Annotated in this window: 12 protein-coding genes; 10 read left to right on the top strand and 2 right to left on the bottom strand. The window is 65.6% G+C overall.

Annotated elements, in window-relative coordinates; all coding sequences use genetic code 11:
- Positions 1 to 171 precede the first annotated feature (171 nt).
- The gene (gene rplJ, locus LTH96_RS09060) at positions 172 to 690 is read left to right on the top strand and encodes a 50S ribosomal protein L10 (RefSeq protein WP_241465395.1); all 519 of its coding nucleotides are present in this window, start codon (positions 172 to 174) and stop codon (positions 688 to 690) included.
- Positions 691 to 750: 60 nt separating this feature from the next.
- Positions 751 to 1,128, top strand: a complete 378-nt coding sequence (rplL, locus tag LTH96_RS09055) for a 50S ribosomal protein L7/L12 (protein WP_241465394.1) — start codon at positions 751 to 753, stop codon at positions 1,126 to 1,128.
- A 114-nt stretch (positions 1,129 to 1,242) separates the two neighbouring features.
- On the opposite strand, the gene LTH96_RS09050 is transcribed toward rplL, so the two are convergent.
- Positions 1,243 to 1,734 (bottom strand): phage holin family protein, encoded by a 492-nt coding sequence (locus tag LTH96_RS09050; protein WP_241465393.1) that lies wholly within the window; start codon positions 1,732 to 1,734, stop codon positions 1,243 to 1,245.
- Positions 1,731 to 3,110, bottom strand: a complete 1,380-nt coding sequence (locus LTH96_RS09045) for a PspC domain-containing protein (RefSeq protein ID WP_241465392.1) — start codon at positions 3,108 to 3,110, stop codon at positions 1,731 to 1,733. The genes LTH96_RS09050 and LTH96_RS09045 overlap by 4 nt, the downstream gene beginning before the upstream one ends.
- A 128-nt stretch (positions 3,111 to 3,238) precedes the next feature.
- Between LTH96_RS09045 and LTH96_RS09040 the strand changes: the two genes are divergently transcribed.
- From LTH96_RS09040 to tuf, 8 genes are all read left to right on the top strand, one after another.
- Entirely contained in the window at positions 3,239 to 4,675 is a 1,437-nt protein-coding gene (locus LTH96_RS09040; RefSeq protein WP_241465391.1) for an ATP-binding protein, read from the top strand.
- Between the two features lie 28 nt (positions 4,676 to 4,703).
- Positions 4,704 to 5,396: a response regulator transcription factor gene (locus LTH96_RS09035; protein WP_274615993.1), complete on the top strand. Its 693-nt coding sequence runs from the start codon at positions 4,704 to 4,706 to the stop codon at positions 5,394 to 5,396.
- Positions 5,397 to 5,859: 463 nt separating this feature from the next.
- On the top strand, positions 5,860 to 9,378 hold the full coding sequence (locus tag LTH96_RS09030) for a DNA-directed RNA polymerase subunit beta (protein ID WP_241465390.1): 3,519 nt from the start codon (positions 5,860 to 5,862) through the stop codon (positions 9,376 to 9,378).
- 62 nt (positions 9,379 to 9,440) lie between these two features.
- Positions 9,441 to 13,328, top strand: coding sequence for a DNA-directed RNA polymerase subunit beta' (locus LTH96_RS09025; RefSeq protein ID WP_241465389.1), 3,888 nt, complete (start codon positions 9,441 to 9,443; stop codon positions 13,326 to 13,328).
- A gap of 382 nt (positions 13,329 to 13,710) precedes the next feature.
- Positions 13,711 to 14,085: a 30S ribosomal protein S12 gene (gene rpsL, locus LTH96_RS09020; protein ID WP_036473238.1), complete on the top strand. Its 375-nt coding sequence runs from the start codon at positions 13,711 to 13,713 to the stop codon at positions 14,083 to 14,085.
- The gene (rpsG, locus tag LTH96_RS09015; protein ID WP_106121792.1) at positions 14,085 to 14,555 is read left to right on the top strand and encodes a 30S ribosomal protein S7; all 471 of its coding nucleotides are present in this window, start codon (positions 14,085 to 14,087) and stop codon (positions 14,553 to 14,555) included. The genes rpsL and rpsG overlap by 1 nt, the downstream gene beginning before the upstream one ends.
- A gap of 18 nt (positions 14,556 to 14,573) precedes the next feature.
- Complete coding sequence (gene fusA / locus LTH96_RS09010) at positions 14,574 to 16,688, top strand: elongation factor G (RefSeq protein ID WP_241465388.1); 2,115 nt, start codon at positions 14,574 to 14,576, stop codon at positions 16,686 to 16,688.
- Positions 16,689 to 16,928: 240 nt separating this feature from the next.
- A complete protein-coding gene (gene tuf, locus LTH96_RS09005; RefSeq protein WP_241465387.1) occupies positions 16,929 to 18,119 on the top strand; it encodes an elongation factor Tu in 1,191 nt (396 codons plus the stop codon).
- Positions 18,120 to 18,491 lie beyond the last annotated feature (372 nt).

The following is an 18,491-nucleotide window of genomic DNA, read 5'->3' as shown; positions in this document are numbered from 1 at the left end:
ACCCGAATCGGGCGACCTGCGCAGGACACGATCAGCTCTTCTGAGAGGCTCTGCTCGCGGTGATACGCGAGCAGGTCAATCTTGAAGCCACGCCCCGTGCCTTGCGCAGCGGGGCATTTTTTATGCCCCGCCCGAGGGTGGTGACCGGCTTACATGATCGGAAGGAGTGCCATGGCGAATCCTGAGAAGGCTGCCGCCGTCGACGAGTTGAAGGAACTCTTCAACAACTCGACTGCCGCAGTGCTCACGGAGTACCGCGGCCTCTCCGTGGGCCAGCTGCAGACTCTGCGCCGGTCCGTGCGAGAGAACGCACACTACGCTGTGGTGAAGAACACGCTCACCGAGATTGCGGCCCGGGAACTCGGCATCGACGCCTTTGAAGGCAAGATGTCCGGACCCTCCGCAATCGCCTTCGTCCACGGCGATGCCGTGGACGTGGCCAAGGCGCTGCGTGACTTCGCCAAGAGCAATCCTGCACTGATCGTCAAGGGCGGCTACATGGATGGCGCCACCCTCGACGAGGCAGGAATGAAGCAGCTCGCGGATCTTGAATCCCGTGAGGTTCTGCTCAGCAAGATGGCTGGTGCCTTCATCGGCGTCCAGTCCAAGGCTGCCGCCGTCTTCCAGGCGCCGCTGTCCAAGACCGTTCGCACGGTCGAGGCGCTGCGCGAGAAGCAGGAAGCTGCCTGAGCTCGAGCTCAGCATTGATCCGCAAGCAACACCCCCTAAACATTTAGAAGGAGCGCCCCCATGGCGAAGATGAGCAACGAAGAACTGATCGAACAGTTCAAGGACATGTCCCTGATCGAGCTCTCCGAGTTCGTCAAGGTCTTCGAAGAGACCTTCGATGTCACTGCAGCCGCTCCCGCAGCCGCCGCCGCAGCTCCGGCAGCCGCAGCTGAGGAAGAAGAAGAGCAGACCGAGTTCGACGTGGTCCTCGAGGCCGCAGGCGAGAAGAAGATCGGCGTCATCAAGGAGGTGCGCGGTCTGACCTCCCTGGGTCTCAAGGAGGCAAAGGACGTCGTCGACAGCGCGCCCAAGGCAGTTCTCGAAGGTGTCGACAAGGCAACCGCCGAGAAGGCCAAGGAGACCCTGGAAGCAGCAGGCGCCACCGTCACCCTCAAGTGATCGGGGCGGCGACAGCCGCATCCAGGCAGTCCTGACTGCACACAGAGATCCCCCGGAAGGCTTCCTTCCGGGGGATCTCTGTGTGCAGCACCTGGACCCGGCTGCATCGACGGCTCAGATGCGCTGTCCCGGCTTCGGCCGCAGACCTGCCCCCACCAGGGCCAGCCCGGCAAGGCTGCAGACGCCGAGCGCGACGATGAGCGGCTCGATGTGGATCCCGAGCACCACGCTCGCCAACACCCACAGGGCCAGCGCGATGGCCACCGCGGCGTAGACGGCGCCGCCGATGCGCGGCCCCTGCCGGTGTCCCGACCGGGGGGATCGCTCGGCTCCGGACACCATGCCGCCTGGATCCCTGGTCGTCCTCGTGAGCGCATCCCGGGCCTGGTCGGGGTCTGTCGTCGTGCCGCCGGCGAGAGCCGCCTCCTGCTCGGCGCGCTCGAACCAGCGCGGCCCGCGCTCCGGTTCCTTCCAGGCGAAGTCCTGCTCGCTCTGGGCCCGCAGCGATTCCGCGAGCAGCTCATCGACGTCTGCGGGCTCGGGCGGCAGCGGGGTGGTGGGATGCGTGGGGGAGTGTTCGCCTGGGCGCTCCGGTGTGGTGTTCATCGCGCATTCTCTGCTTCCTGGGCGTAGGTGGTGTCGTCATAGATCGTGGTGTTGCCGAAGGCTGAGTTCAGGTCGAGACGGATCTCCCGCTCGAAATCTTCCGGGCCCAGCACGAGGTCCTCCCCGGAGATGCCGGACCGCTCGAGCCGGTCGTCCTGGGTGGCGATCTCGAGGTTGCTCAGCGCCTGCCCATTGCTGACCACGATCCGCGCGTCATCGGGAACGATCACCGTGGTGTTTGAGAACGCGTTGTTGATCTCCGCGTCCTCGGTGGGGATCACCCCATCCGAGGGATCTCCGGCGGCGAGGTCGCGCAGATCAACCGTGGTGTTGGAGAAGCCGCTGTTCACCTCCGACTCCGTGGTCGTGTAGCTGCCGAAGGCGTAGTTCGCGCCGGATCCGAAGCCCCCGGCCCCGCTCTGGCCGGCGAAGAGCACCAGCATGATCACGGTGCTGACCATCAGCAGACCTGGGGCGCCGGGTCGTCCGCGCAGCGCGGCGACGAGGTGGCCTGAGGCCAGCAGCAGCACCAGGCCCGCGGTGGCGACCAGGGCCACGGCGAGTGCGGAGAGCCCTAACCCGCCGCCGAACCAGGCCAGCCCGATGATCACCGGGATGGAGAGCATGGCCAGTCCCCAGCTGAGCTGGCGATGACGACGACGCTCGGCGCGTTCGCGCGGGGAGGCTCCCGGGCTCCTGCCGGGTCGCGGTGCCGCGGCCCGCGCGGTCGTCGTCTCCTGACGAGCAGCCCGTTGAGCGGCAGAACCGTGTCCCGCAGCTGAAGCCGGGGCCCCGGTCTGAGGCGCGGGGTCCTGTTCCTTCGGGTACCAGGCCGGCTTTCCGTCCGCACGCGGCGGTGCGGGCTCGCCGGCCTCAGCTTTTCCCTCCTGCGCGCCGGCCGTTCCCGGGGTCGTGCGCGTGCCTCCGGCACCGTTGATGGTGGTGTTGCTGCGGTGATTGCGGATCAGCACGTAGACCAGCCAGGCCACCGCGCCGAGGACGACCAGGTTGATCAGCACCGCCAGCGGTCCGGCGATGCTGATCGGGGTGAAGATGTTCAACGCCCCCACGATCGCGAGCAGCACGCCTCCGATGAAGCCGGAGCTGAAGCTGCCGCGCACGGCCTGCTCCGCGTGTATCTCACCCGCCCGGTTGGGGACCAGGATCCAGGCCAGCCCGTAGAGCAGGGCCGCCGGCGAGAAGAAGATGATGAAGGCGACGACGCCGAGCCCACGCACCAGCGCGACGTCCCAGCCGACCTTGGCGGCCAGTCCGGCGAAGACCCCGCCGAACCAACCTTCGTCGGGGCGCATCAGCCCCGTTGTGCGCATCCAGCTGAAGAAGCGCCGGCCCGTCTCAGGCTTGTGATTTTCCATGTCTCCAGTCTGCGCCAACCACACCGGCGGCCGCTATTGGGGGGCCCCCTGATCGAACCCTGATCTCCGTTCTCCGTCCCCGGATCCTGGGGCAGAACGCATCGAGGTGAGGGAGCGGGCGTGGCACTATGGAAGATATGGACGCCGCCCCCGAGACACCTCCGGCGCCGCAGCGCAGCCCCGTGCCGCGGCCACCGCTGCTGCGCGCCGCCGACACTCCGCTGGCGGGGGTCTGTCTGGGGCTCTCCCGCCACCTGAAGGTCTCGGTGCCCGTGGTGCGCGCCGTGATGATCGGGCTGAGCATCGCCGGAGGGGTGGGGCTGCTGCTCTACTGCTGGCTCTGGATCTTCGTCCCCGGCGAGGATGAACCTCGTTCGCAGGCCGCCACCCGTGGGCTCAGCGGGCCCGCGGTCGACGCCGCCGGGTCTGCCCACCCCGATGCCCGTACCTCCCCGTCGAGTGCCGCGGAGGGGATCGGTCCGAGGGCCGACCCGATGTCGTCCTGGGGGACCCGGGTGAAGGGGCTCGTCGATGCGCTCACGTCCTCGCCCCAGGTCCTGCTCGGCGGCGCGCTCCTCGGCGGAGCCGGTCTGATCGGACTGCAGCTTCTCGGTGCGCAGATCAACTGGTGGCTCATCGGCCCTCCCATGATCCTCGGGGCCGGAGTGCTGCTGGCCTGGTCCCAGGTCGACGCGATCAGTCCCATCGCCGGGGACGAAGCGGGGGCAGGTGCGCGCGGCGCGGCCGGGCGACGCTCGCGACAGGCGATCCTCTGGCAGTTCTGCATCGGAGTGGCCCTGGTGATCCTTGCGCTGCTGCTGCTCGCGGGAGGATTCCTCCCGGCCGCGGACCTGATCCTGGGACTGATGGTCGCCGGGATGCTGCTCGCCGGCGTCGCCCTGGTGACCGCCCCCTGGCTCATCAGGCTCTACCGCACCTCCAACACCGAGCGTGCCCGCGCCGCCGCCGAGGCCGAACGGGCCGACATCGCGGCACACCTGCACGACTCGGTGCTCCAGACGCTGGCCATGATCCAGAAGCATCGCCATGACCCCGCCGCGGTGGAGCGGCTGGCGCGGCGGCAGGAGCGGCAGCTGCGCGGGTGGCTCTACAGCCGAGACAGCGCCGACACCGGGACGCTGAAGGAGCAGCTGACCAGCGTCGCGGCAGAGCTCGAGGAGCTGCACAGCGTGCCCGTGGAGGTCATCGCCGTCGGCGAGTCGCGGGGCACCGATCACCGAGTCCTGGTGGCGGCGGCCCGGGAGGGGATCGTCAACGCGCTCAAACATGCCGGCCCCGCCTCGGTGTACCTGGAGTCCACCGCTGCTGAGGACGCGGTGTTCATCCGCGACCGTGGGGTGGGCTTCGACCCCGCCGGCATCGAATCTGACCGGCTCGGGGTGCGTGAATCGATCATCGGGCGGATGAACCGGGCCGGGGGATCCGCGCGGATCCGTTCCGGGGAGAACGGCACCGAAGTCCAGCTCCGGATGCCCGTCGCCGCGGCGACCGGGCCGGAGCCGGCGACCGAGCCGACGCCAGAGCGCGAGGAGACCTATGGGTGAGCACCCTCCCCGGCAGCCTTCAGGCGCCATGGGCGGCCAGAGCAGAGGCCGCGCAGAGCCAGCACCACCGGGCGCGCGACTGCGCCGGGTGGTGATCATCGATGACCACGGCATCTTCCGCGCCGGGCTCAAGTCAGAGTTGGCTGGTCGCGTGGAGGTCGTCGGAGAGGGCCACGACGTCGAGTCGGCGATCTCTGCGGTCCGGGCCGGACAACCGGATGTGGTGCTCCTCGACGTCCATCTGCCCGGAGGCACCGGCGGGGGAGGGGCCGAGGTCGTGCGCGCCTGCCGAGACCTCCCCGAGGTGCGCTTCCTCGCGATCAGCGTCTCCGATCAGGCTGAAGACGTGGTCTCGGTGATCCGCGCCGGGGCCCGCGGCTACGTCACCAAGACCATCAGCACCGCCGAGCTGGTCGAGGCGGTCCAGGACGTCGCCGGCGGTGATGCGGTCTTCTCTCCACGCCTGGCAGGCTTCGTCCTGGACGCCTTCGGCACCGGCGGCGTCGAAGACGTGCGCGATGAGGAGCTCGACCGACTCTCCGCGCGTGAGGTGGAGGTCATGCGGCTGATCGCGCGCGGCTACACCTACCGGGAGCTCGCCAGCGAGCTGTTCATCTCGATCAAGACCGTGGAGACCCATGTCTCCAAGGTGCTGCGCAAGCTCCAGCTCTCCTCCCGACACGAGCTCACCCGCTGGGCGGAGCGGCGCCGGATCGTCTGAGGCCCGACCGGCCGGGACGCAGGCCCCGCCCAGAGGGCCACCGCGCCCCCGCCCAGAGGGGCACCGCGCCCCCGCCCAGAGGGCCACCGCGCCCCCGGCCGGAGGCGTCGTGGACCCTCGGCCGGCGGCGTCGTGGACCTTCACCCGGAGCCGGCGCTGAGTCGGCGCTGAGCCGGGCGCGCCGGGGATGTGTCCCACCGCACGCCCCGCGCGTGGAGGCTGGTACAGTTACTGCCCAGAAAGCCCGGAGCCCGTCAGCGCTCTCCGCCGGCCTTCCCATTCGGCGTCAGGCGCAGTCCTCACGTCCTTCGCCCCAGTGGCCTCGTCTTGCCTTGGGCTGCCTTCGTGGTCTATTCTGTACTTTTGCGCATCTTCTCTACATCAGTGCCTTCAAATAGCGGTGGGCAGTTGAATTTATGCGTGATTCCTACGGAAGCTACGAAGGTCTGTGGAAGGATCCAACTTGGTCGCCTCGAGCACCTCAACGACTCAAACCGCTGCCTCGGCCCGCACTGCTGAATACGCAGGCCGACTCTCATTCGCAAAGATCCACGAACCCCTCGATGTCCCAGAGCTTCTGGCTCTGCAGATCGACTCCTTCGACCGCCTCATCGGCAACGACAGCTGGGCTGCTCGCGTCGAGGAGGCCCGACAGAAGGGCATCAAGGGCGTTTCCGAAACCTCCGGACTCTCCGACATCTTCGAAGAGATGTCACCGATCGAGGACTTCCAGGGCACCATGTCCCTGAGCTTCTCCGATCCTGAGTTCGCCGACCCCAAGATGCCGGTCGCTGAGTGCAAGGAACGGGACACCACGTATTCCGCTCCGCTGTACGTCAAGGCCGAGTTCATGAACCACAACACCGGCGAGATCAAGCAGCAGACCGTGTTCATGGGCGATTTCCCGCTCATGACCGATCGCGGCACATTCATCATCAACGGCACCGAGCGTGTCGTGGTGTCCCAGCTGGTCCGTTCCCCGGGTGCCTACTTCGAGCGCACCCCGGACAAGACCAGCGACAAGGACATCTACACCGCCAAGGTCATCCCCTCCCGCGGTGCCTGGTTCGAGCTGGAGATCGACAAGCGCGATCAGGTCGGCGTGCGCCTCGACCGCCGTCGCAAGCAGCCGGTCACCGCGCTGCTGAAGGCCCTGGGCTGGAGCGAGTCCCAGATCCTGGAAGAGTTCGGCGAGTATGACTCGATCCGCGCCACCATGGAGAAGGACGCCTTCGAGACCCAGGCCGATGCGCTGATCGACATCTACCGCAAGCTGCGTCCAGGCGAGCCGCCGACCGTGGAGGCCGCCGAGTCGCTGCTGCGCGGGCTCTACTTCACCCCGAAGCGCTACGACCTGGCCAAGGTGGGCCGTTACAAGCTCAACCGCAAGCTCGGCGTGGACAAGGCGTTCACCGACGCCGACGCCTCAGTGCTCAACGAGCAGGACATCGTCGCGATGATCCACTACCTCGCCGCGCTGCACGCCGGCAAGGAGAACATCAAGGGCATCCGCGACGGCTCCGAGATCGACGTCCACATCTCCGTGGACGACATCGACCACTTCGGCAACCGGCGCATCCGTGCGGTCGGCGAGCTCATCGAGAACCAGGTCCGCACCGGCCTGTCTCGTATGGAGCGTGTGGTGCGTGAGCGGATGACGACTCAGGACGTCGAGGCCATCACGCCGCAGACGCTGATCAACATCCGCCCCGTCGTCGCCTCCATCAAGGAGTTCTTCGGCACCTCCCAGCTCTCGCAGTTCATGGATCAGAACAACCCGCTGGCCGGACTGACGCACAAGCGTCGCCTCTCCGCGCTGGGCCCGGGCGGTCTCTCCCGTGATCGCGCCGGCATGGAGGTCCGTGACGTCCACCCGTCGCACTACGGCCGCATGTGCCCCATCGAGACCCCGGAAGGCCCGAACATCGGCCTGATCGGCTCGCTGGCCACCTACGGACGGATCAACGCCTTCGGCTTCATCGAGACCCCGTACCGCAAGGTCGTCAAGGGTGTCGTCACCGAACAGATCGACTACCTCACCGCCGACGACGAGCTGGTCTCCCAGATCGCCCAGGCCAACGCGCCGCTGAACGAGGACGGGACCTTCGCAGAAGCCACCGTCCTCTGCCGCGGCCGTGCAGACGGAACCGGTGAGCAGGGCGAGCCCGTGCTGACCATCCCGGACGAGATCGACTACATGGACGTCTCGCCGCGCCAGATGGTGTCAGTCGCCACCGCGCTGATCCCGTTCCTGGAGCACGACGACGCCAACCGCGCGCTGATGGGTGCGAACATGCAGCGCCAGGCTGTGCCGCTGCTGGAGTCCGAGTCACCGCTGGTCGGCACCGGCATGGAGAAGTTCGCCGCCATCGACGCCGGAGATTCGGTCACCGCTGAGAAGCCCGGCGTGGTCACCCGCGTCGCGGCCGACATGGTCACCGTGCTCAACGACGACGGCACGCAGATCCACTACCCGATCATGAAGTTCCAGCGCTCGAACCAGGGCAACGCCTACAACCAGCGTGTGCGGGTCTCCGAGGGGGATCGTCTGGAGCGCCAGTCGATCATCGCCGACGGACCTTCCACCGAGGCCGGCGAGCTGGCCCTGGGCAAGAACCTGCTGGTCGCGTTCATGTCCTGGGAGGGTCACAACTTCGAGGATGCGATCATCCTCTCCCAGCGGATGATCCAGGACGATGTGCTCACCTCGATCCACATCGAGGAGCACGAGGTCGACGCCCGCGACACCAAGCTCGGTGCCGAAGAGGTCACTCGTGACATCCCCAACGTCTCCGAGGAGATGCTCGCCCAGCTCGACGAGCGCGGCATCATCCACATCGGTGCCGAGGTCTCCGCCGGAGACATCCTGGTCGGTCGCGTCACGCCCAAGGGCGAGACCGAGCTGACCCCGGAGGAGCGCCTGCTGCGCGCCATCTTCGGTGAGAAGTCCCGCGAAGTGCGCGACACCTCGCTGAAGGTTCCCCACGGCGAGTCCGGCACCGTCATCGGCGTCCGGATCTTCGATGCGGAGGAGGGCGATGATCTGCCCCCCGGTGTGAACCAGCTGGTCCGGGTCTACGTGGCCAACAAGCGCAAGATCACCGACGGCGACAAGCTCGCCGGCCGCCACGGCAACAAGGGCGTCATCTCCAGGATCCTTCCTGTGGAGGACATGCCCTTCCTGCCCGACGGCACCGCGGTGGACATCGTGCTCAACCCGCTGGGCGTGCCCGGTCGTATGAACATCGGCCAGGTCATGGAGGTCCACCTCGGGTGGGCCGCCAAGCAGGGCTGGAAGATCGAGGGCGAGCCTGACTGGATCAAGAAGCTCCCGAACCTGCCCCGCGAGACCGGACCCACCAAGGTCTCCACCCCGGTGTTCGACGGCGCCGAGCCGGCCGAGCTGACCGGCATCCTGGAGTCTGTGAACCCGTCACGCGACGGCGAGCAGCTCGTGGGTGCCAACGGCAAGGCGCAGCTCTTCGACGGTCGCTCCGGTGAGCCGTTCCCCGAGGGCGTCGCGGTCGGTTACATGTACATCCTGAAGCTGCACCACCTTGTCGACGACAAGATCCACGCACGCTCCACCGGACCGTACTCGATGATCACCCAGCAGCCCCTGGGCGGCAAGGCACAGTTCGGCGGACAGCGCTTCGGTGAGATGGAGGTCTGGGCCCTGGAGGCCTATGGCTCCGCCTACACCCTGCAGGAGCTGCTGACGATCAAGTCCGATGACATCCACGGTCGCGTGAAGGTCTACGAGGCCATCGTGAAGGGCGAGAACATTCCGGAGCCAGGCGTTCCGGAGTCGTTCAAGGTGCTCATCAAGGAGATGCAGTCGCTCTGCCTCAACGTGGAGGTCCTCTCCGCGGACGGCAGCAAGGTCGAGATGCGTGACTCGGAGGAAACCGGGTTCAGCGCTGCGGAGGAGCTCGGCATCGACCTCTCCCGCGCAGAGCCCAGCTCGGTCGAAGAGGTCTGAGGGCCTCACCGATGCACCTTCACTCCGTCACGAATCTTTAGAGAAAAGAGAGATACCGGACTATGTCCCAAGAATCCTCATTCGGCACAATGCGTATCGGGCTTGCCACCGGTGACGAAATCCGTGGTTGGTCATATGGTGAGGTCAAAAAGCCTGAAACCATCAACTACCGCACCCTGAAGCCCGAGAAGGACGGACTCTTCTGCGAGAAGATCTTCGGCCCGTCCCGGGACTGGGAGTGCTACTGCGGCAAGTACAAGCGGGTCCGCTTCAAGGGCATCATCTGTGAGCGCTGCGGCGTCGAGGTCACTCGCGCCAAGGTGCGTCGTGAGCGGATGGGCCACATCCAGCTCGCCGCCCCGGTGACCCACATCTGGTACTTCAAGGGCGTCCCCTCGCGCTTGGGCTACCTGCTTGACCTGGCGCCGAAGGACCTCGAGAAGGTCATCTACTTCGCCGCCTACATGATCACCGAGGTCGACACCGACCGTCGCCACGACGACCTGCCGAACCTGCAGGCCGAGATCGATCAGGAGCTCAAGCACCTGGCCGATCAGCGTGACTCCGACATCGCCGCGATCTCCAAGGACCTCGAGGGTGACCTCGAGCGCCTGGAGGGCGAGGGTGCCAAGGCTGCCGAGAAGAAGAAGGCACGCGACACCTCCGACAAGCAGATGTCGCAGGTGCGCAAGCGCGCCGACGCCGAGATCGAGCAGCTCGAGCGGGTCTGGGATCGTTTCAAGAACCTCAAGGTCTCCGACCTCGAGGGCGATGAGGCGCTCTTCCGTGAGATGCGCACCCGCTACGGCCAGTACTTCGAAGGTGCGATGGGCGCTGAAGCGATCCAGCGTCGCCTGGCCACCTACGACATGGAGGCCGAGGCAGAGCGTCTGCGCGAGATCATCGCCACCGGCAAGGGCCAGCGCAAGACCCGCGCCCTGAAGCGGCTGAAGGTGCTCAACGCGTTCCTCGCCAACGGGACCACCCCGCGCGGCATGGTGCTCGAGGCCGTCCCGGTGATCCCCCCGGAGATCCGTCCGATGGTCCAGCTCGACGGCGGTCGCTTCGCGACCTCAGACCTCAACGATCTGTACCGTCGCGTGATCAACCGCAACAACCGCCTGAAGCGTCTGCTGGATCTCGGTGCACCCGAGATCATCGTGAACAACGAGAAGCGCATGCTCCAGGAGTCCGTGGACTCGCTCTTCGACAACGGTCGTCGCGGTCGTCCGGTCACCGGACCGGGCAACCGTCCGCTGAAGTCGCTCTCCGACATGCTCAAGGGCAAGCAGGGACGCTTCCGGCAGAACCTGCTCGGCAAGCGCGTGGACTACTCCGGCCGTTCGGTCATCGTGGTGGGCCCGCAGCTGCAGCTGCATCAGTGTGGTCTGCCCAAGCAGATGGCGCTGGAGCTGTTCAAGCCCTTCGTGATGAAGCGCCTGGTCGATCTCAACCACGCGCAGAACATCAAGTCGGCCAAGCGCATGGTGGAGCGTCAGCGCCCCCAGGTGTGGGATGTTCTCGAAGAGATCATCACCGAGCACCCGGTGCTGCTGAACCGCGCACCCACCCTGCACCGTCTGGGCATCCAGGCCTTCGAGCCGCAGCTGGTGGAGGGCAAGGCCCTTCAGCTGCACCCGCTCGTCTGCTCGGCGTTCAACGCCGACTTCGACGGTGACCAGATGGCGGTCCACCTCCCGCTGTCCCCCGAGGCCCAGGCCGAGGCGCGCATCCTGATGCTCTCCTCGAACAACATCCTGAAGCCCTCGGACGGACGCCCGGTGGCGCTGCCCTCACAGGACATGATCATCGGTCTGCACCACCTGACCACCCAGCGTGAGGACGAGACCGGCGCAGGCCGCGCCTTCTCCTCCATCGGTGAGGCTCAGATGGCCTTCGACCTGCGCGAGCTGCACATCAACGCGCCGGTCAAGATCACCGTCGAGGGCTACACCCCCTCGGCGGCGGTTCCTGCTCCCGAAGGCTGGGAGCCCGGAACCCCGGCCACGCTGAACACCACGATGGGCAAGGTGCTCTTCAACCAGCTGCTGCCAGAGGGCTACCCCTGGCAGGACTCGGTGGCGGACAAGGGCCAGCTCTCGAGCCTGATCAACGATCTGGCCGAGCGCTACCCGAACAACGTCACCGCGCGCACCCTGGACAACCTCAAGGATGCCGGCTTCTACTGGTCCACCCGCTCGGGCGTCACCGTCGCAATCTCCGACGTGACCTCGAACATGGACAAGAAGAAGATCATGGACGTCTACGAGGACCAGGCCGCCAAGGTCCAGTCCCAGTACGACATGGGCCTGATCGGTGATGACGAGCGCCACGCAGAGCTGGTCGAGATCTGGACCAAGGCCACCGACGAGGTGGCCGCAGCGATGCAGGCCGGCATGGATGAGCACAACAACATCAACCGGATGGTCACCTCCGGCGCCCGAGGCAACTGGCTTCAGGTCCGACAGATCGCGGGCATCCGTGGTCTGGTGACCAACCCCAAGGGTGAGATCATCCCGCGGCCGATCAAGTCCTCCTACCGCGAGGGCCTCTCGGTCCTCGAGTACTTCATCGCCACCCACGGTGCCCGCAAGGGCCTGGCGGATACGGCGCTGAAGACGGCGAACTCGGGTTACCTGACCCGTCGTCTGGTGGACGTCTCGCAGGACGTCATCGTGCGTGAAGCAGACTGCGGGACCTCCCGCGGGCTGACCGTCACGATCGCGGTGGCCGATGAGAACGGTGAGCTGAAGCTGCACGACGAGGTGGAGAACTCCGCCTACGCACGCACGCTCGCCGTCGACGTGAACGACGCCGAGGGCAACCTTCTGGCCGAGGGCGGCTCAGACGTCGGCGATGTGCTGATCGACAAGCTCTTCGCCGCAGGCGTCTCTGAGATCAAGATCCGCTCCGTGCTGACCTGTGAGTCCGCCGTGGGTACCTGTACCCGCTGCTACGGACGCTCGCTGGCCACCGGACAGACCGTGGACATCGGCGAGGCTGTCGGCATCATCGCCGCACAGTCCATCGGTGAGCCCGGCACGCAGCTGACCATGCGTACCTTCCACACCGGCGGCATCGCCTCGGCCGATGACATCACCCAGGGTCTGCCCCGTATCCAGGAGCTCTTCGAGGCCCGCACCCCCAAGGGTGTGGCGCCGATCGCAGAGGTCGCCGGACGGGTGCACCTGGATGATTCAGAGAAGCAGCTGCGACTGGTGCTGACTCCTGATGACGGATCCGAGGAGCACGCCTACCCGATCCTGCGCCGCGCACGTCTGCTCGTCTCCGACGGTGAAGCCGTCGAGGTCGGTCAGCAGCTGGTGGCAGGCGCTGTGGATCCCAAGCAGGTGCTTCGAGTGCTCGGCCCCCGCGCCGCGCAGAAGTTCCTGGTCTCCGAGGTCCAGCACGTCTACCAGTCCCAGGGCGTGGGCATCCACGACAAGCACGTGGAGGTCATCGTCCGGCAGATGCTGCGCCGGGTCACCGTCATCGACTCCGGCGGCACGAAGCTGCTGCCGGGCGAGCTGGCGGACCGGTTCCGCTTCACTGCCGCCAACCGCAAGGCTGTGGCAGAGGGCGCGCAGCCGGCCTCGGGCCGTGACGAGCTGATGGGCATCACCAAGGCCTCACTGGCCACGGATTCCTGGCTCTCGGCGGCCTCCTTCCAGGAGACCACCCGGGTGCTCACCCAGGCGGCGATGGAGAGCAAGTCCGACCCGCTGCTGGGCCTGAAGGAGAACGTGATCATCGGCAAGCTGATCCCGGCCGGCACCGGTCTGGATCGCTACACGCAGTCCACGGTCGAGCCGACCGAGGAGGCCAAGGCCAACCTCTTCACCGGCCCGAGCCTCTACGGATCCAGCTTCGACTACGCAGGAGTCGAGGGCGACGGCGAGTTCCATGCCATCCCGCTCGACGACTACAACACCGACGTCGACTTCCGCTGAGCGGAGCTGACGGCTGCGTCCGCTGAGGCCCGCAGCACCGGGTATCAGGGACTGAGCACGAGAAGAGGCCCGGGGGAGCGACGCTCTCCCGGGCCTCTTCTCGTCCGTAGGACCTTCCTGCGGCTGCAGAGTCTCCAGTCGAGCGTCGTGCCGGAGGGCCCGCCCTCGGCCCCGTTCGCTCTCTGCGGGTGCAGCTGGTAGTGTTAACCTGATTGTTTCTGATGTGGCAGAGGGACTCGGTCCGGGTTGCGGGGAAGGTGCGCAACACATGCCACATTTTTGCACGCCTGGGGACCAGAGCCCGCGGACCGTGTGTAGAACTCTCGACCGCGGGCAGACCTCAAGCCTCTGCTTCCCTCACTACACGTATGGAGAACGCATAGTGCCTACTATTCAGCAGCTTGTGCGCAAGGGGCGTCATCCCAAGCGCACCAAGAACAACACCCCTGCACTGCAGGGCAGCCCGATGCGTCGTGGCGTATGCACCCGTGTGTACACCACGACCCCGAAGAAGCCGAACTCCGCGCTGCGCAAGGTGGCTCGTGTTCGCCTCGGCGGCGGCGTCGAAGTCACCGCCTACATCCCAGGCGAGGGTCACAACCTGCAGGAGCACTCGATCGTGCTCGTGCGCGGCGGCCGTGTGAAGGACCTTCCCGGTGTCCGTTACAAGATCGTCCGCGGCGCCCTCGACACCCAGGGTGTCAAGGGTCGCGGTCAGGCTCGCTCCCGCTACGGCGCCAAGAAGGAGAAGAAGTAATGCCACGTAAGGGACCCGCACCTAAGCGCCCTCTCGTCCAGGATCCGGTCCACGGATCACCCTTGGTCACACAGCTGATCAACAAGGTCCTGGTCGACGGCAAGAAGTCCACCGCTGAGCGCATCGTCTACGGCGCGCTCGACGGCGTCGCGAAGAAGTCCGGCGATGACCCGGTGACCACGCTCAAGAAGGCCATGGACAACGTCCGCCCCGCACTGGAGGTCCGCTCCCGCCGCGTCGGCGGCGCGACCTACCAGGTCCCGGTGGAGGTCAAGCCCGGTCGCTCGACCGCGCTGGCCCTGCGCTGGCTGGTCGGCTACTCCAAGGACCGCCGCGAGAAGAGCATGACGGATCGCCTGATGAACGAGATCCTCGACGCCTCCAACGGCCTCGGTGCCGCTGTGAAGCGCCGCGAGGACACTCACAAGATGGCAGAGTCCAACAAGGCCTTCGCCCACTACCGCTGGTAATAGAAAAGGGGAATCACCGTGGCACAAGACGTGCTCACTGACCTCAAGAAGGTCCGCAACATCGGCATCATGGCTCACATCGATGCCGGTAAGACCACCGCAACCGAACGCATCCTGTTCTACACCGGCATGAACCACAAGATCGGTGAAACCCACGACGGTGCGTCCACGACGGACTGGATGGAGCAGGAGAAAGAGCGCGGCATCACGATCACCTCCGCCGCGGTGACCTGCTTCTGGGGCGACAACCAGATCAACATCATCGACACCCCCGGGCACGTGGACTTCACCGTCGAGGTGGAGCGCGCGCTGCGCGTCCTCGATGGCGCCGTCGCCGTCTTCGACGGCAAGGAAGGCGTGGAGCCGCAGTCTGAGACTGTCTGGCGCCAGGCCGACAAGTACAACGTCCCGCGCATCTGCTTCGTCAACAAGATGGACAAGCTCGGCGCTGACTTCTACTACACCGTGGACACCATCAAGTCCCGACTCGGTGCAACACCCCTGGTGATGCAGCTGCCGATCGGCTCTGAGAGTGAATTCGTCGGCGTCGTCGACCTGCTCCAGATGAAGGCCCTGGTGTGGCCCGGCGACTCCAAGGGCGATGTGACCATGGGTGCTGAGTATGAGACCCAGGAAATCCCCGAGGACATGAAGGAGCAGGCCGAGGAGTACCGCAACACGCTCATCGAGCAGGTTGCCGAAGCTGACGATGTGCTGATGAACAAGTACCTCGAAGGCGAAGAGATCTCCAACGACGAGCTCAAGGAAGGCGTCCGCAAGCTCACCGTGGCTTCCGCCGCCTACCCGGTCTTCTGCGGCTCCGCGTTCAAGAACCGCGGCGTCCAGCCGATGCTCGACGCTGTCATCGACTACCTGCCCACCCCGGCAGACGTCGAGGCCATGGAGGGCCACAAGCCCAACCATGAGGACGAGATCCTGACCCGCCGCCCGAGCAAGGACGAGCCGTTCTCCGCTCTGGCATTCAAGATCGCCTCCCACCCCTTCTTCGGGCAGCTCACCTTCATCCGCGTCTACTCCGGCAAGCTCAACGCCGGAGCGCAGATCGTGAACTCCACGAAGGGCAAGAAGGAGCGCATCGGCAAGCTCTTCCAGATGCACGCCAACAAGGAGATGCCGGTCGACGAGATCCAGGCCGGTCACATCTACGCGGTCATCGGACTCAAGGACACCACCACCGGTGACACCCTGTGCGATCCGAACCACCAGATCGTGCTCGAGTCGATGACCTTCCCGGAGCCGGTGATCTCTGTGGCCATCGAGCCGAAGTCGAAGAGTGACCAGGAGAAGCTCTCCACGGCCATTCAGAAGCTTGCAGCCGAGGACCCGACCTTCACCGTCACCCAGAACGACGAGACCGGCCAGACCGAGATCGGCGGAATGGGCGAGCTCCACCTGGACATCCTGGTGGACCGCATGCGCCGCGAGTTCAACGTGGAGGCGAACGTGGGCAAGCCCCAGGTCGCCTACCGCGAGACCATCAAGAAGCGTGTGGAGAAGGTCGACTACACCCACAAGAAGCAGACCGGTGGTTCGGGTCAGTTCGCCAAGGTGCTCATGAACTTCGAGCCCCTGGACACCGCGGACGGCGAGATGTACGAATTCGCCAACCTGGTGACCGGTGGACGCATTCCCCGCGAATACATCCCCTCGGTGGATGCAGGCATCCAGGACGCCATGGGTCTCGGCGTCCTCGCCGGCTACCCGATGGTCGGTGTCAAGGCCGAACTGACCGACGGCGCCTACCACGACGTCGACTCCTCGGAGATGGCGTTCAAGCTCGCCGGCTCCCAGGTGTTCAAGGAAGGCGCACGCCGGGCCAACCCGGTGCTGCTCGAGCCGATGATGTCCGTCGAAGTCCGTACTCCTGAGGAGTACATGGGCGAGGTCATCGGTGACCTGAACTCCCGCCGCGGACAGATCCAGTCCATGGATGACGCGGCAGGCGTGAAGGTCATCAAGGCACTCGTGCCGCTGTCCGAGATGTTCGGCTACATCGGCGAGCTGCGCTCGCGCACTCAGGGCCGCGCAGTCTTCACCATGTCCTTCAACTCTTACGCAGAGGTTCCGAAGGCCGTGGCAGAAGAGATCATCGAGAAGAACCGCGGCGCCTGATCCCCAACTCGGCTCCCCGGGTCCGCTGAGTCCGCTCAGCGGCCCGGGACCGAGCCGGGCGGCTCGGCAATGCTTTGAGGAAGCGAGGTCCCCGATTGACCTCCATTGCTCCTCACGCACCACCATTCGGGAAATTTCACCAAATACCTAGCGATTAGTAGACTTGCATGAGTTTCAGCCTCGTTGACAGTGCGGCTGGAGTAAGTCTTCTTACCTGAACAAGTTCTATAGGAGGAACCTGTGGCCAAGGCAAAGTTCGAGCGTAACAAGCCGCACCTTAACATCGGCACCATCGGTCACGTCGACCATGGCAAGACCACCCTGACCGCCGCGATCTCAAAGGTCCTGGCAGATAAGTTCCCGGACCTGAACCAGGGACGCGACTTCGCCTCGATCGACAACGCTCCCGAGGAGCGCGAGCGCGGCATCACGATCAACGTCTCCCACGTGGAGTACCAGACCGACAAGCGCCACTATGCACACGTGGACGCCCCCGGTCACGCTGACTACGTGAAGAACATGATCACCGGTGCTGCTCAGATGGACGGTGCGATCCTGGTCGTCGCCGCCACTGACGGCCCGATGGCACAGACTCGCGAGCACGTGCTGCTCGCCCGCCAGGTGGGCGTCCCCTCCCTGCTGGTCGCACTGAACAAGTCCGACATGGTCGAGGACGAAGAGCTCCTGGACCTCGTCGAGATGGAGGTGCGCGAGCTCCTCGATTCACAGGGCTACGACGGCGACAACGCACCGGTCATCCGCACCTCAGGCCTGAAGGCTCTCGAGGGCGACGCCGAGTGGGTCAAGACCGTTGAAGAGCTCATGGAAGCCGTGGATACCTTCATCCCGGAGCCAGAGCGCGACAAGGACAAGCCGTTCCTGATGCCCATCGAGGACGTCTTCACCATCACCGGTCGCGGCACCGTGGTCACCGGCCGCGCAGAGCGCGGCACGCTGAAGATCAACTCCGAGATCGAGATCCTCGGTATTCGTCCGAAGCAGAAGACCACCGTCACCGGTATCGAGATGTTCCACAAGCAGCTCGACGAGGCATGGGCCGGCGAGAACTGTGGTCTGCTGCTTCGCGGTCTGAAGCGCGATGACGTTGAGCGCGGCCAGGTCGTGGCTGCTCCCAACTCCATCACCCCGCACACCCAGTTCGAGGCCAACGTCTACATCCTCTCCAAGGATGAGGGCGGTCGCCACAACCCCTTCTACACCAACTACCGTCCGCAGTTCTACTTCCGGACCACCGACGTCACCGGCGTCATCTCGCTGCCCGAGGGCACCGAGATGGTCATGCCCGGTGACAACACTGAGATGACCGTTGAGCTCATCCAGGAGATCGCCATGGAAGAGGGCCTCGGCTTCGCCATCCGCGAGGGTGGACGCACCGTTGGTTCAGGTCGAGTCGTCAAGATCCTCAAGTAAGACCTGAGCTTCATGATGGTCGCGCAGACCTGAGCTGAACAACAGCTCAGCACAGGTCTGCGCAGCTCGATGAACAGGAGACCCCGGTGGCATGAGCCACCGGGGTCTCCTGTTTGTCATGGGTCTCCATCTATGTGAGAATAGACAGGTTGCTCACGGGCGCCATGCCCCGGTGTGCCCTCGGGTCCACCGTGTGGAGCGAATACCAGAACTTCAAAACCGACACCTCGCCAAGTGTCTCGCTGTGTGCAGATTCACTGTTCATATAAGCGACACGCCCGACCGCGGGGGTCGGATGCCCGTCAGTTCGAGGAACCCGTCGAGACCTGCTTCCCGCAGGATTCGCCCGGACGGATTCGGACTGTGCGGGTC

Source organism: Nesterenkonia sp. LB17, assembly GCF_022565915.1.
GTDB lineage: Bacteria > Actinomycetota > Actinomycetes > Actinomycetales > Micrococcaceae > Nesterenkonia.
The sequence above is the reverse complement of the archived record's forward strand: the minus strand, read 5'-3'. Positions and strand labels throughout refer to the sequence as shown.

Bases quoted from the DNA above. Each gene is read 5' to 3' on its own strand.
- rplJ (WP_241465395.1), top strand. From the start codon at position 172: ATGGCGAATCCTGAGAAGGCTGCCGCCGTCGACGAGTTGAAGGAACTC.
- rplL (WP_241465394.1), top strand. From the start codon at position 751: ATGGCGAAGATGAGCAACGAAGAACTGATCGAACAGTTCAAGGACATG.
- LTH96_RS09050 (WP_241465393.1), bottom strand. From the start codon at position 1,734: ATGAACACCACACCGGAGCGCCCAGGCGAACACTCCCCCACGCATCCC.
- LTH96_RS09045 (WP_241465392.1), bottom strand. From the start codon at position 3,110: ATGGAAAATCACAAGCCTGAGACGGGCCGGCGCTTCTTCAGCTGGATG.
- LTH96_RS09040 (WP_241465391.1), top strand. From the start codon at position 3,239: ATGGAAGATATGGACGCCGCCCCCGAGACACCTCCGGCGCCGCAGCGC.
- LTH96_RS09035 (WP_274615993.1), top strand. From the start codon at position 4,704: ATGGGCGGCCAGAGCAGAGGCCGCGCAGAGCCAGCACCACCGGGCGCG.
- LTH96_RS09025 (WP_241465389.1), top strand. From the start codon at position 9,441: ATGTCCCAAGAATCCTCATTCGGCACAATGCGTATCGGGCTTGCCACC.
- rpsG (WP_106121792.1), top strand. From the start codon at position 14,085: ATGCCACGTAAGGGACCCGCACCTAAGCGCCCTCTCGTCCAGGATCCG.